The following is a 13,707-nucleotide window of genomic DNA, read 5'->3' on the forward strand; positions in this document are numbered from 1 at the left end:
TTTTATACCGCTTAGTTCCGGGATTAAGTTTATGGAAAAAGTAAAAATTTATTGGTCGTCTTTACAAAACTCATGGCTTATTCAACGGCCATAAGCTTGCGGTATTCATCCCAGGCATACAAATCTGTCATCCCGCTGATATAGTCCTGGATAAGACGACAGCGATAATAATATTCCATGACTGGCCATTGGGAAGAATGGCGTTCTATTTTACTGACGGCTTCAATGTATGCCAGCCGGTGGCGGGTTGAAAGCTTCTGATAGAGACGAGATTCAATCGGCAGGCGGCGAACACGTTCATTTTCGACCAGCTCACTGAACTCATCGACCGTCAGCTGGAGCAGCGGGCCATAAATCTCCAGTAACCCGCTGATAACCCGGTATCCTTGCAGCTCCAGCTGCTCGACATCCGGGTGGCTGAAAACATGGCGAACAGCCACGTTTTTATATAATTCAAGAAGCTGACTAAAACTGCTCTCATCTTCCAGCAGGGCGTGATTAAATTCCCCGCTAAATATCATCGGCAAATTATCAATGAAACGGGCGGCCGCATACGGCACCAGTTTATTCAGCGTGTTCACCCGCAAATACATAAAGAACTGATCTTCGGTACTGCGGCTCAGCGAATTTGAACGCGATTTATCCCAGGCATTCTCGACGACCTGCGCAAACAGAGAACCTTTTTCATGCTCTCCCCAGGCATCATGAAGATGCTGATACAGCTCCTCGACGCTGAATATTCTTTTTTCCACCGCGTCTTCCAGATCGGCCACGCAATAAGAAATGTCATCAGCCGCTTCCATAATCCATGTCAATGGAAAACGGCCATTAGGGGTCAGAGACAGTTCTTTACGCAACCGCGCGATGTATGCTTCTTCCGATAAGTAATAGCCCGGTTTTTTCATCAGGTAGCTATGCGTGGCGGGCGTTTCTCCGGTCCACCATGCGGGACGCGTGTATTTAAGAATACAGCCCACCTGGGCCCAGGTCAGATTCATCCGCATCAGGGAGTGCACCAGACGGATCCCCTGCGCGTTACCTTCGAAATGACACAGATCCTGGCGCACCTTACGGCGCAGATCGTTCAGGCTATCTTCGCCTTCACGCAGGCATAAATCGCGTACCACACAGCGGTCATCGCTGAGCGGCTGGCTTATGGCGTCAGAGGGAAAAAGCCGCTGTTTAAACCAGTCATTGATGGCGGCCTCGCCGAAATGACCAAAGGGAGGATTGCCGATATCGTGCATCAGGCAGGCCATCTCAACGATGCTTTCGAACGGCCCGGTCAGTTCATCCAGTCCGTAGGTTTCCAGCAGACGTTGCTCTTTGAGACGGCTGAGGATCTCTTTCGCAATGTAGCGCCCCACCTGCTGCACTTCCATGGAGTGCGTTAACCGCGTACGCACCGCGGCGTTACGCTCCAGCGGGAACACCTGGGTTTTTTGCTGTAACCGACGGATGGCGGGCGAGTTGATGATGCGTCCGCGATCGCTTTCGAAAATGCGCAGGATCTCATGTTCGCTCTTATCGCCCTGTGGCGAACGGAAACGTCGGTGCCAGTTAATTTTGGTGCGAAAATCGATTGGTGCCATGTGCTCCCCCGCGTGAGAATGCGTTTCCCCTTAACCGCATGATAGACTATGCATCTTAACAAGGCACATCGCGAGTAAATCTATGAAAATCGGCATTATTGGTGCAATGGAAGAAGAAGTTACGCTGCTGCGTGACAAAATTGAGAACCGTCAGACCCTCTCCCTCGGTGGCTGTGAGATCTACACCGGCCAGTTGAACGGTGTTGACGTGGCTCTGCTGAAATCAGGCATCGGTAAAGTTGCAGCGGCACTGGGCGCGACCCTGCTGCTTGAGCGCTGCAAGCCTGACGTTATCATTAATACGGGTTCTGCGGGCGGTCTGGCGCCGACGCTGAAAGTGGGCGATATCGTGGTTTCCGACGAAGCGCGTTATCACGATGCAGATGTCACCGCATTCGGCTACGAATATGGTCAGCTTCCGGGCTGCCCGGCCGGGTTTAAAGCGGATGATAAGCTGATTGCCGCCGCTGAAAGCTGCATTAACGAGCTGAACCTCAATGCGGTGCGTGGCCTGATCGTCAGCGGCGATGCCTTTATCAACGGCTCTGTCGGTCTGGCGAAAATCCGTCATAACTTCCCGCAGGCTGTGGCCGTGGAGATGGAAGCCACAGCCATCGCGCACGTATGCCATAACTTCAGCGTGCCGTTCGTGGTCGTTCGCGCGATCTCTGACGTGGCGGACCAGCAGTCCCACATCAGCTTCGACGAATTCCTGGCCGTTGCGGCCAAACAGTCCACCGTGATGGTGGAAACCCTGGTGCAGAAACTGGCGCGTGGGTAAGGTGTCATTCAGGGCGCTGGTCGCCCTGCTTCTGCTCGCTCCGGCCTGGCTCATCGCCGCGCCGCGGGTGATCACTCTCTCCCCTGCCAATACGGAACTGGCGTTTGCCGCCGGGATCACGCCCGTTGCGGTGAGCAGCTTTTCCGATTATCCACCGCAGGCCGCCCATATCGAACAGGTTGCCACCTGGCAGGGAATGAACCTGGAACGCATCGTGGCGCTGAAGCCCGATCTGGTCCTCGCCTGGCGCGGCGGTAATGCCGAACGGCAGGTAAACCAGCTCTCTTCGCTGGGAATAACGGTGAAATGGGTGGACGCGGTGAGCATCGAACAGGTGGCGCAAACCCTCCGTGACCTCGCGCCCTTCAGCCCTACCCCCCAACGCGCCGGGCAGGCTGCACAGCAGATGCTCAACGACTATGCCGCGCTAAAAGCCCGATACGGCACGCAACCGAAACAACGCGTTTTTCTGCAATTTGGCAGTCAGCCGCTGTTCACTACCGGGAAAGGCTCGATCCAGAACCAGGTGCTTGAAACCTGTGGAGGTGAAAATATCTTTGCCGAAAGCCGGGTTCCCTGGCCCCAGGTCAGTCGTGAGCAGGTTCTGGCACGACAACCGCAGGCCATTGTGGTGGTCGGAAATGCGAGCGAGATTCCTAAAATAGAACAATTCTGGCATCGGCAGCTTAAAATTCCGGTCATCGCACTCAACAGCGACTGGTTTGAACGCGCCAGCCCGCGTATTATCCTCGCCGCAAAACAACTCTGCGCCGAACTGGCAGAGAGTCACTCAAACAGATAAATACCCCCTTCGAGGATTTAACGATGCTCGTGTATTGGCTGGATATTCTTGGCACAGCCGTTTTTGCTATCTCCGGCGTTTTGCTTGCCGGAAAACTGCGCATGGACCCTTTTGGCGTACTGGTACTCGGCGTTGTTACGGCGGTGGGAGGCGGAACGATCCGCGATATGGCGCTGGCAAATGGCCCGGTATTTTGGGTAAAAGATCCCACGGATCTGGTGGTGGCGATGGTCACCTGCCTGTTAACCATCGTGCTGGTTCGTCAGCCTCGCAGACTGCCAAAATGGATATTGCCGGTGCTGGATGCCGTCGGTCTGGCGGTCTTTGTGGGAATAGGCGTGAATAAAGCCTTTATTGCCGGGACTGGCCCGCTGGTGGCGATCTGTATGGGCGTGTTAACCGGCGTGGGCGGAGGGATTATTCGCGACATACTGGCGCGAGAAGTCCCGATGATCCTGCGAACGGAAATCTACGCGACGGCCTGTATCATCGGGGGGATTGTTCACGCCACGGCGTATTACACCTTTGCTGTCCCGCTGGAGAATGCGGCGATGCTGGGGATGGTGGTCACGCTGGTGATCCGTTTAGCGGCGATACGCTGGCACCTGAAGCTGCCGACGTTTGCGCTGGATGAAAATTCAAGATAGGCGTCGTTTATAAGCCCGGTAGCGCTTCGCTTACCGGGCCTACAATCTGCATTCAGGCTTAAATACTGAACGAAGAACCACACCCGCAGGTGCTGGTCGCATTCGGGTTAGTCACCACAAAGCGCGAACCTTCCAGACCTTCAGTGTAGTCCACTGAACCGCCCACCAGATATTGCAGGCTCATCGGGTCAACCACCAGCGCGACGCCCTGTTTCTCGATAGTCATATCACCATCGTTAACCTGATCGTCAAAGGTAAAACCATACTGGAAGCCACTACAGCCGCCGCCGGTAATATAAACACGCAGTTTCAGATCCGGATTGTCCTCGTCGGCAATCAGGGTTTTCACTTTTTTCGCTGCTGCTTCGGTAAATTCCAGCGGCAACGCTACGTCATCACTCATCTTATGCTCCCATGAATACTGCGACTGCTATTGGGCAAAAATCACCCAATTCTTTTTGTCATTATCTAATACCCTGGTAATTCATTCAAGTATTCTGCTTCAGGGCCTGTTCAGCTTCCTGTTTCGCCAGGGTACGGGCAAGAATGGTGGAGTATAGCGGTTTTCCACCCAGGAATTGGGCTAATAGTGTCGCGCCGAGACAGGTAATGATCATTGGCAAAATGAGCTGGTAATTGTCGGTCATTTCCAGCACCAGTACGATCCCGGTCAGCGGCGCGCGCAGGGAGGCCGCCAGCAGCGCCCCCATTCCCGCAACCGCAAACGTCCCCGCCTCCAGATGGTAGGCCGGGAAACCTGCCGCCGCCGCCATCCCGAACGCCGTACCCAGCAGCGTCCCCAGTGCCAGCATCGGAGCAAAAATGCCGCCCGGGGCGCCAGAGGAGAAGCATAATACCGTGGTGATGACGCGTGAAATAAACATAAACAGCAGCAGGCCTACGCTGAAATTCCCCGCCGCGGCAATGGGAATCAGGCCGAAACCGCCGCCTGCCGCATTCGGTTCAATGAAACCGAGGATCCCGCACACGCCGCCAAGCAGGCCTCCCACCAGCACCCATTTCGTGGTATTTCCGCCATGGATGCGCTGAAACATATCCTGCGCCCGTAAAATCAGGGTGTTAAAAAGCGGGCCGACGACGCCAAAAATCATCCCAAGAACCAGATACAGCCATAAAGTATTGACCGGCGCATTGGTCAGCTTGCCAACTTCAATCACCGCTCCTTCGCCGTTAAAGACGCGAAAGACAATGCTCGACATAATCACGCCGGTAAACACCGCTTTAATGGAGATCAGGTTGTAGCGGAACTGGGCGCGCATCTCTTCAATGATAAACAGGATACCCGCCAGCGGCGCGTTAAACGCCGCAGACAGCCCCGCTGCGGCCCCCGTCGCCAGCAGTGTATGTCGTGCTTCGGCGCTGCGCATACGGAACAGATCGCCGACCATGCGCCCGACGTTACCGCCCAGCTGTACCGTTGGCCCTTCCCGACCGAGCACCATGCCCGCCCCGAGGGTTCCCATCCCGCCGATAAATTTCACAGGAAGCACCCGCCACCAGCGAACCGGGCGTAGTTCCTCCAGCGCCCCCTCAATTTCAGGGATCCCCGAGCCACCTGCTTCAGGTGCGAATTTACGCACCAGAAAATACCCCACCATGGCAAACAGCGCCGAAAGGCCAAAGGCCCACACCCAGACCAGCCATTCCCGATCGGCAAAGCTGGCGACGGTACCTATGCGCCAGTTGAGCACCGCGTTGACCGCTTTCTCGAATGCGACCCCCACCAGCCCGGCCAGCGTACCGACCACGGCGGCTGCCAGCAGAATGGCTAACGGGGTTTTGTCACGGTTGAGCAGCCGCCGGATACTGACCCGGTGCTTCGCGCGCGTAAACTGTTGTTGTTCAAAAGAAGGTGTGTTCTCGTTCATTACCTGTTCTGTTTCGTCATACAAATGGCCGCAGGGATTCTACCAGAGACAATCCCCTCGTCCCCTGAAAAATACTTAACAATTGTTAAGCCTTCTGAGGGGCAAAAATTTTATAACCTCTTCCGAATCACTTAGAATAGTTGCCTTAACTTATTTCTACGAACCAGGAACGACGCCATGAGCAAGTCTGAAAACCTCTACAGCGCAGCCCGCGAGCTTATCCCAGGCGGCGTGAATTCACCCGTGCGCGCCTTTACCGGCGTGGGTGGCACCCCGCTGTTTATCGAACGTGCGGATGGGGCATATCTGTATGATGTGGATGGTAAAGCCTATGTCGATTACGTCGGCTCCTGGGGCCCGATGGTACTGGGGCACAACCACCCGGCGATCCGCAACGCGGTGATTGAAGCCGCTCAGCGCGGCCTGAGCTTCGGCGCGCCAACCGAGATGGAAGTCAAAATGGCGGAGTTGGTCACCGAGCTGGTGCCAACGATGGACATGGTGCGTATGGTGAACTCCGGTACCGAAGCGACCATGAGCGCTATCCGTCTGGCGCGCGGTTTTACCGGTCGTGACAAGATCATCAAGTTCGAAGGTTGTTATCACGGCCACGCCGACTGCCTGCTGGTAAAAGCCGGTTCCGGCGCGCTGACGCTCGGTCAACCGAACTCCCCGGGGGTGCCGGCTGATTTCGCGAAACACACGCTGACCTGCACCTATAACGATCTGAACACCGTTCGCGCCGCGTTCGAGCAGTATCCGCAGGAGATCGCCTGCATCATCGTTGAACCGGTGGCGGGCAACATGAACTGTATTCCACCGCAGCCGGATTTCCTGCCGGGCCTGCGCGCGCTGTGCGATGAGTTCGGCGCGCTGCTGATCATCGACGAAGTGATGACCGGTTTCCGCGTCGCGCTGGCGGGGGCGCAGTCATACTACGGCGTTGAGCCGGATCTGACCTGCCTCGGCAAAATCATTGGCGGCGGCATGCCTGTCGGCGCGTTTGGCGGCCGTAAGGACGTGATGGACGCGCTGGCGCCAACCGGTCCGGTTTACCAGGCGGGTACGCTCTCCGGTAACCCGATTGCGATGGCGGCGGGCTTTGCCTGTCTGACCGAAGTGGCGCAGCCGGGTATCCACGAAACCCTGACGGACCGGACGACGCAGCTGGCAAACGGCCTGCTGGAAGCCGCAGAAGACGCGGGTATTCCGCTGGTGGTAAACCACGTCGGCGGGATGTTCGGGATTTTCTTCACCGATGCGAAAACCGTGACCTGCTATCAGGACGTGGTGAAATGCGACGTGGAACGCTTCAAACGCTTCTTCCATCTGATGCTGGAAGAAGGCGTGTATCTTGCGCCGTCAGCGTTTGAAGCGGGCTTTATGTCCGTGGCGCACAGCGAAGAAGATATCAATAACACCATCGACGCAGCGCGTAAGGTGTTTGCGAAGCTGTAAAATGTGCGGCTTGATGCCCTCATCCCAACCCTCTCCCACAGGGGAGAGGGTTCCCCAGTAATTTGAAAGCAAAAGCGATAACGTTGCCTCAGAATAACTGAGGACTTTCAGCGATGCCTCGGTCCGGCTGTAAATCGCTGAGGCGTTTCCTGTAGGTCGGGGCGAGGCGCAGGGATGCGCCGAGAGGGCGGGCTTTACAGGGACGTTTCCTCCGCCCGTACCCGATTAGCCGGAAGGAATAAGCCGAAGGTACCGCGAAGCGGCGATTTTCCGCCGGAAGCCCGGGTCGCCAGGGTGGTGGCGACTGAGCCACCCTGGCACGTTCACCGGTCATGTCGTGACAGAGTAGCAAGGAACATAACGTGAACGGAATGACCACCAGAGCCGTATGTTCCCCCTCACCCCAGCCCTCTCCCTCAAGGGAGAGGGGGCCGTCTGTGCAGGCATTATTTTGTGGGGAACCCTCAGCCCACAGGGGAGAGGGAGCAAACACGAAAACGGCAATCTAAGGATTGCCGTTTACTTTTATTACCGACTCTGCTTTCTCAACAGATATATAAAGTACGGCGCGCCGATAAAGGTCGACAGCAGGCCCGCCGGGATCTGATACGGGAACAGCACCATCCTTCCGCACCAGTCAGCAAAAACCAGGATCGCTCCGCCCGTCAGCGCAGAGATCACGATATGCGGCAAAGTCCTGCGGAAGCCCATCATACGGGCGATGTGCGGCGCCATTAATCCGACAAAACTGAGCGGGCCGATAGTCATGGTGGCCGTCGCCGTCAGGCACGCGGCCAGCAGCAACAGGGCGATACGCGTTGGCGTCAGCGCCACCCCGACCGCGCGGGCGGTATCCCCACCCAGCGGCAGAATGGTCATCCAGCGACGGCACAGCGGCACAATCGCCAGCAGTACGATCATCACAATCCCGGTATGCACCACCTGACTGCCGGTGGCGTTGTACGTTGAACCGGAAATCCAGGTCAGGATCTGCGCCATGCGCGGATCGCCGCTCGCCTGCAACATCATCAGCAGCATAGTAAACGCGGTGCTGAGCGCCATCCCGGCCAGCAGCATGCGGTGAGGTGAGAACCCCCCTCGCCCGGAGGCGATCAGGATAATCATCAGCGTGACTGCCGCGCCGATACTCCCGGCAGGCATCAGCCAGCCGAACGCATTTCCCGGCACGAGGAACAACATCAACACTACGCCAAACGCGGCCCCGGAGCTGATCCCTAATACTTCCGGGCTTGCCATCGGGTTGCCGGTGAGACGCTGGATAATACAGCCCGCCACCGCCAGCATGACGCCCGCAATCAGCGCGGAGAAGATCCGCGGCCAGCGCCACTGCATGAGTTCATGCAGCAAATCCCCCGTCGCCCAGTGCCAGCCTGTGGCGTCGCGTCCCAGCGAGAGTGCGGCAAACGAGGCGATAACCAGCACCGCCAGTCCGGCAAGGCTGAACCACACCACCGACTGACGTTCGGCATGTACTTTATCGCCAGCATCCATTGCCGGGGCGCTAATGCTGCGCAGGCGCGGCAACAGCCACAGCAGCAGCGGCGCGCCGATCAGGGCCGTCACCGAGCCCGTGGAAACTTCCATCCAGACGCGCGCCAGCCAGAGAATGAGTTGATCGGAAAGCCAGAGGATCAGCGCGCCAATCAGCGGAGCCAGCATCAGACGCGCCAGCAGACGGCGCGCGCCGAGCATTTTTGCCAGCAATGGCGCAAACAGGCCGATAAACCCGATGATGCCGACGGCGTTAACCAGTAACGCGCTCAGCACAATCGCCAGGGTCAGGGCCGCCAGACGCGCCAGCGACAGCGCCAGCCCCAGATTGCGCGCCACGCCGTCATCGAGGCCCATCAACGTCAGCGGACGCAGCAGCAGCAGCGTCAGCACTACGCCGCCGAACAGCTGCGGCCACAGGCGCTGGACGATACTCCAGTCGGTCTGGGTGAGCGTGCCGGTACTCCACATAAACATGCTTTGCAGCTGGTCGTGGTGAAACAGCACCAGCAGCTGGTTGATCGCCCCACAGTAGAGGCTGACGACCAGCCCCGCGAGGATCAGCGTGACCGGCGAGAGACGTTTTCCCCAGGCCACGCCAAAGACCAGCGCACCGACCACACATGCGCCTGCCAGCGCGGCAAACTGCGAGGTTAACGCTCCCGGCAGGGTCCAGAGAGTGGTGATGGTGATCCCCAGCTGAGCCCCCGTCGCCACGCCCAGCGTGGTCGGCTCTGCAAGCGGGTTACGCAGCACCTGCTGAAACAGTACGCCCACCAGTCCCAGCCCCGCCCCGACCAGCAGGGAGATAGCCAGACGCGGCAGCAGGCTGTAGTGGAACAGCATTTGCTGAATATTATCGATATCCGGTGCGGCAAACGCGGCTGCCCATTGATCGCGCGGTAACGCCGTGCTCAGGTTAAAGCCGGTTAACATCAGGGCAGCCAGAAAAATGAGCGCTAACAGCAACATTGGGAAACGGGCCATACGCGTGCTCATGCCTTGCCTCCCAGTGCATTGTCCAGCACGCGGGCAAAATGCATTGCCGACAGCGTCGCGCCGTAGAACCATACCGCTGGCGCGCGCAGGAAGCGCTGCTCGCGGACGAACGGCATTGCCTGCCAGAGCGGGGTCGCCATCAGGGTTTGCATCTCGCGCTCGTTCCCGTGATCGAAGCACAGCACGTCCACATCACGAAACGCCGCCAGACGGTCAATACCCACGGCGGTACTGCCCCAGAATGTCATCTCGCCTTCCCAGGCATTGCGAATGCCAAAGCTGTCGAGCACTTCCTGGAACAGACAGTTATTTCCAAAGACCAGCATATGGCGGGCATCCAGCAGGGTTACCATCAGCAAAGGCCGATCGCCACGATGGGCAAAGCGCGGCTTGAGGGAATCAATCAGCGCATCAAATTCATCGAGATGTTTTTTCGCCTGAGCCTCACGGTTGAGAAACTGCGCCATCTCGTGGATGGAATTTTTTGCCATGGTCAGCGGCTTTTTGCCGTCGCTAAAGGAAAAGCCCCGCCCTGGCGCAATCTTCGCCATGGTCTCTTCCGACGGGCCATACCCCGCAGACCAGAATAAATAAGACGGTTTCATCTGGGTGAGAAGCTCAAGGTTCGGCTCCGTACGCAGGCCAATGTCGATGACGGAGTCCGGCAGTTTTGGCTCATTCACCCACAGGGTGTAGTTGGGAATATCGGCCACGCCGTAAGGCGTCACGCCAAGCGCCATCATCAGTTCGACGGGCAACCACTCCAGCGCCACGATGCGGTGCGGATCGATAGCCGCAGCGCGGGCCGGGCCCATCTTTAACAGCAGCGGTGAGAGCGCCATGGCCGTCAGCAGGCGACGGCGGCTAATGAATGTTGAATCCAGCATCAGTAGACAAAGCTCACGGGTGCAGCCCCGGCTGGGTGAGGCAGGATGCCCATAGGAATACCGTAGATATGTTCCAGCGTTTCGCTGCGCATCAGTTCGGCAGGCGTACCCTGAGCGATCATTTCACCGCCGCGCAGCGCTACCAGGTAGTCGCAATAGCGTGCCGCCATGTTGATATCATGCAGAACGGCAATCACCGTCAGGCCGCGCTGCTGACTTAAGCGATGCACCAGCGCCAGGACGTCAACCTGATGAGCAATATCCAGCGCCGAAGTGGGTTCGTCGAGCAGCAGGCAGCGGCTGTCCTGCGCCACCAGCATCGCGATCCATGCGCGCTGACGCTCGCCACCGGACAGGCTATCCACCAGACGGTGCGCCAGCGGTTTTAACCCAACCAGCGCGATCGCCTCTTCCACTTTCTCCCTGTCAGCGACGCCAAAACGCCCGAGCGCACCGTGCCACGGATAACGTCCAATCGCCACCAGCTCGCGCACCGTCATCCCCTCCGCCTGCGGCAACTGCTGCGGCAGATAGGCCACCTTGCGGGCAAAGGCCTTACTGCTCCAGCTCGCCAGCGGCTGGTCATCCAGCAATATGTCGCCCTCGGACGGCGGCTGATGACGACCCAGCATCTTCAGCAGCGTCGATTTACCGGAACCATTGTGCCCGATTAAACCGGTCACTTTACCTGCGGGAAACGTCAAAGAGAGCGGATGCAGCAAGGTGCGCCCGGGTACGCGAAAGGAGAGATTGTTAAGCGTGAAGGTTGTGTCGGATTGCGTTTTATTATCCTGCATGTCAGCCAACTTAAATAAAAAGGGCACGGCGAACCGTGCCCCTAAAGAGGTTAGAAGCGGAAGGTCGCGGTGGCAACAACCTGGCGTCCTGCTCCCCAGTAGCATGCATACTCGCTGTAGCAGCTGGAGACGTATTCACGGTCAAAGATGTTGTTCACGTTGACGCCGACGGAAGATCCCGGCAGACCGAAGCGCGCCAGATCGTATTTCACGGTCGCATCCGCCAGGGCATAACCCGCGACGTTAAAGGACTCATAGGCTTTAGGCGACGCTGAGGAGTAGTACGTCACCGTGTTACCGATGTAACGCGCGCCCGCACCGACGGTCAGGCCACTCAGCGCCGTCTCGTGGAAGGTGTAATCCGCCCACAGGGATGCCATGTTGCGCGGTACTTCTGCCGGACGACGACCTTCATACCAGGTATCGTGGGTATATTCCGCATCTGTGTAGCTGTAGGCCGCCGTTACGTTCACGTTAGCCGACACCGCCGCTTTCGCTTCCAGCTCAAAGCCACGGGAGCGAATTTCACCGCCCTGCACGCTAAAGCCGCTGGTCGGGTTCGCCGGATCGGCGGTCAGGTTGTTGTTCTTGGTCAGCTGGTATACCGCGGCCGTCACCACAACAGGCAGATCTTTCGGAACATACTTCACGCCCGCTTCATACTGCTTGCCGCGCGCCGGATCGAACGGTTTGCCGCCCTGGGTGGTGCCAGAGAGCGGTTCAAAGGATTCACTGTAGCTGAAGTATGGGGTAATCCCGTTGTCGAACAGGTAGTTAATCCCCCCGCGCCAGGTAAATGCCTGATCGTTAATTTCCGCGGTGGTCCCGTTATTACGGTTAAAGGCAGACGTTTTTGCAAAGTCATAGCGGCCACCCATGGTGAGTACCCACTTATCCCATTCCGCCTGATCCTGCGCATAGAGCCCGGTCTGCTCCTGACGATTGAGCATGGCATACGGGAAGTTCACATTGACGTTCGCATTGCCGTGTTGCGGATTGTTCATGCTGATCGGATCGGCGGTACCGTAGTCAGCATCAATATCATTGCGCATACGAAGGTAATCCACCCCCGTCAGCAGCGTATGGTCAACGGCACCGGTCGCGAATTTCGACTGGAGCTGTGTATCAACCGTGAACGAGTTGAGGTCTTCATCTGAGCGCACGTACGCACGGCTGATCTGGGCCGGAGCGATATAGCCATTACCGTAAACTGAACGGTAAAGCGTATTGATTTTGGTATAACGCAGATTCTGACGCACGGTGAAGGTGTCGTTGAATTCATGCGCGAAGCTGTAACCCACCATTTTCTGACGACGGGAGATCTTATTGTCTTCATCGCCTTCGTTGAAATCGGTCGGCAGTTTGTGCGCCTTTCCGTTAGCATCATAGTAAGGCACAACGGTACCTTCACGCGGCAGCCAGCCGTAGTAACCCGCATCCGGATCGCTCTGGAAGTTGCTCAGGAAAGTGAAATCGGTTTTATCATCAGGACGCCAGCTGAAAGACGGCGCAATCGCGTAACGAGTAGACTTCACCATCTCCTGCTGCGCATTTTCACTGCGTCCCAGGCCGGTCAGACGGTAGGACCACACGCCGTTATCATCAATCGCGTCGCTGAAGTCAAACCCAGTCTGCCACAGGTTATCCGTCCCCATTTTGAACTGAATTTCTTTTAACGGTTCCGTGGTTGGACGCTTGCTGACCATACTCACTACGCCGCCAGGGTGGCTTTTTCCATACAGTACGGACGTCGGGCCTCGCAGCAGCTCTACGCGCTCCAGGAAGTATGGGTCCATCGACGCTTCAGAGTAGTTATCCCCTTGCAGCTTCATACCATCCAGATACTGGTTGGTATTCACGGTGCTGGAGGTGGTGAACCCACGAATCGAAACCACATCATAGGTCGTTGAGGCGCCGCGCGTTGCGAAAACGCTCGGCGTGTAGGCCAGCGCCTGTTTAACCGTCCCCGGCTGTTTCATGTCCATCTCTTCACGTGTGACCACGGAAATGGACTGCGGGGTTTTCTCGATCGGTGTATCGGTTTTCGTCGCCGTTGCAGTGCGCTTTGCTGCAATCGTCGGTGCAGGCCCCCAGGCACTCTCCTGCGCAGCCGGTGCGGCAGTAACAGTAATGGTTTCTTCTTTTTTCGGGGTTTCGGCGGCATGAGCATAAGCAGACATGCCGGCAACCGCTGTGGCTACGACGACCGCGATTTTACGCAGCGACGTGTTAATTGGCTGAGCAGTATTGGAAAGCGCCATGATGGATCTCTGATGGAAAAGTGAATGATAACGTAAACGAGAATTATTATTATGACCGCAGAATAATATGCGAAACGTTGGC

11 protein-coding genes are annotated in these 13,707 nt (G+C 57.3%); 4 read left to right on the forward strand and 7 right to left on the reverse strand.

From position 1 onward, the window contains the following. Positions 1-77: 77 nt before the first annotated feature. A complete protein-coding gene (gene dgt / locus ACWKXX_RS14705; RefSeq protein ID WP_045344480.1) occupies positions 78-1,592 on the reverse strand; it encodes a dGTPase in 1,515 nt (504 codons plus the stop codon). A gap of 82 nt (positions 1,593-1,674) precedes the next feature. Between dgt and mtnN the strand changes: the two genes are divergently transcribed. From mtnN to ACWKXX_RS14720, 3 genes are read left to right on the forward strand one after another with little or no spacing between them, the layout of a single operon-like run. Continuing rightward, positions 1,675-2,373: a 5'-methylthioadenosine/S-adenosylhomocysteine nucleosidase gene (gene mtnN, locus ACWKXX_RS14710; RefSeq protein ID WP_003856223.1), complete on the forward strand. Its 699-nt coding sequence runs from the start codon at positions 1,675-1,677 to the stop codon at positions 2,371-2,373. Next, the gene (gene btuF / locus ACWKXX_RS14715; protein WP_017383741.1) at positions 2,366-3,175 is read left to right on the forward strand and encodes a vitamin B12 ABC transporter substrate-binding protein BtuF; all 810 of its coding nucleotides are present in this window, start codon (positions 2,366-2,368) and stop codon (positions 3,173-3,175) included. Before mtnN ends, btuF begins: the two co-directional genes overlap by 8 nt. A 23-nt stretch (positions 3,176-3,198) precedes the next feature. After that, positions 3,199-3,822 carry a TRIC cation channel family protein gene (locus ACWKXX_RS14720; RefSeq protein WP_003856227.1) on the forward strand — a complete coding sequence of 208 codons (624 nt, stop codon included), beginning with the start codon at positions 3,199-3,201 and terminating at the stop codon, positions 3,820-3,822. A 58-nt stretch (positions 3,823-3,880) separates the two neighbouring features. On the opposite strand, the gene erpA is transcribed toward ACWKXX_RS14720, so the two are convergent. Both erpA and clcA read right to left on the reverse strand, forming a co-directional pair. Then, positions 3,881-4,225: an iron-sulfur cluster insertion protein ErpA gene (gene erpA, locus ACWKXX_RS14725; RefSeq protein ID WP_003856230.1), complete on the reverse strand. Its 345-nt coding sequence runs from the start codon at positions 4,223-4,225 to the stop codon at positions 3,881-3,883. An 85-nt stretch (positions 4,226-4,310) separates the two neighbouring features. Beyond that, a complete protein-coding gene (clcA, locus tag ACWKXX_RS14730) occupies positions 4,311-5,711 on the reverse strand; it encodes a H(+)/Cl(-) exchange transporter ClcA (protein WP_033486481.1) in 1,401 nt (466 codons plus the stop codon). A gap of 177 nt (positions 5,712-5,888) precedes the next feature. Between clcA and hemL the strand changes: the two genes are divergently transcribed. After that, on the forward strand, positions 5,889-7,169 hold the full coding sequence (gene hemL / locus ACWKXX_RS14735; RefSeq protein ID WP_015572714.1) for a glutamate-1-semialdehyde 2,1-aminomutase: 1,281 nt from the start codon (positions 5,889-5,891) through the stop codon (positions 7,167-7,169). A gap of 528 nt (positions 7,170-7,697) precedes the next feature. Here the strand turns inward: hemL and fhuB are convergent. The 4 genes from fhuB to fhuA are packed head-to-tail and all read right to left on the reverse strand — an operon-like array spanning position 7,698 to position 13,625. Continuing rightward, entirely contained in the window at positions 7,698-9,680 is a 1,983-nt protein-coding gene (gene fhuB / locus ACWKXX_RS14740; protein ID WP_017383744.1) for a Fe(3+)-hydroxamate ABC transporter permease FhuB, read from the reverse strand. Beyond that, positions 9,677-10,567 carry a Fe(3+)-hydroxamate ABC transporter substrate-binding protein FhuD gene (gene fhuD, locus ACWKXX_RS14745; protein WP_003856240.1) on the reverse strand — a complete coding sequence of 297 codons (891 nt, stop codon included), beginning with the start codon at positions 10,565-10,567 and terminating at the stop codon, positions 9,677-9,679. The genes fhuB and fhuD overlap by 4 nt, the downstream gene beginning before the upstream one ends. Continuing rightward, positions 10,567-11,364 carry a Fe3+-hydroxamate ABC transporter ATP-binding protein FhuC gene (fhuC, locus tag ACWKXX_RS14750; protein ID WP_048973393.1) on the reverse strand — a complete coding sequence of 266 codons (798 nt, stop codon included), beginning with the start codon at positions 11,362-11,364 and terminating at the stop codon, positions 10,567-10,569. Before fhuC ends, fhuD begins: the two co-directional genes overlap by 1 nt. Before the next feature lie 50 nt (positions 11,365-11,414). Next, positions 11,415-13,625 (reverse strand): ferrichrome porin FhuA, encoded by a 2,211-nt coding sequence (gene fhuA / locus ACWKXX_RS14755; RefSeq protein WP_015572711.1) that lies wholly within the window; start codon positions 13,623-13,625, stop codon positions 11,415-11,417. Positions 13,626-13,707: the final 82 nt, after the last annotated feature.

This window comes from Enterobacter sp. UPMP2061 (assembly GCF_053709615.1).

Coding starts and splice junctions, on each gene's coding strand:
- dgt (WP_045344480.1), bottom strand. CDS start 1,592: ATGGCACCAATCGATTTTCGCACCAAAATTAACTGGCACCGACGTTTC.
- mtnN (WP_003856223.1), top strand. CDS start 1,675: ATGAAAATCGGCATTATTGGTGCAATGGAAGAAGAAGTTACGCTGCTG.
- ACWKXX_RS14720 (WP_003856227.1), top strand. CDS start 3,199: ATGCTCGTGTATTGGCTGGATATTCTTGGCACAGCCGTTTTTGCTATC.
- erpA (WP_003856230.1), bottom strand. CDS start 4,225: ATGAGTGATGACGTAGCGTTGCCGCTGGAATTTACCGAAGCAGCAGCG.
- clcA (WP_033486481.1), bottom strand. CDS start 5,711: ATGAACGAGAACACACCTTCTTTTGAACAACAACAGTTTACGCGCGCG.
- hemL (WP_015572714.1), top strand. CDS start 5,889: ATGAGCAAGTCTGAAAACCTCTACAGCGCAGCCCGCGAGCTTATCCCA.
- fhuB (WP_017383744.1), bottom strand. CDS start 9,680: ATGAGCACGCGTATGGCCCGTTTCCCAATGTTGCTGTTAGCGCTCATT.
- fhuD (WP_003856240.1), bottom strand. CDS start 10,567: ATGCTGGATTCAACATTCATTAGCCGCCGTCGCCTGCTGACGGCCATG.
- fhuC (WP_048973393.1), bottom strand. CDS start 11,364: ATGCAGGATAATAAAACGCAATCCGACACAACCTTCACGCTTAACAAT.
- fhuA (WP_015572711.1), bottom strand. CDS start 13,625: ATGGCGCTTTCCAATACTGCTCAGCCAATTAACACGTCGCTGCGTAAA.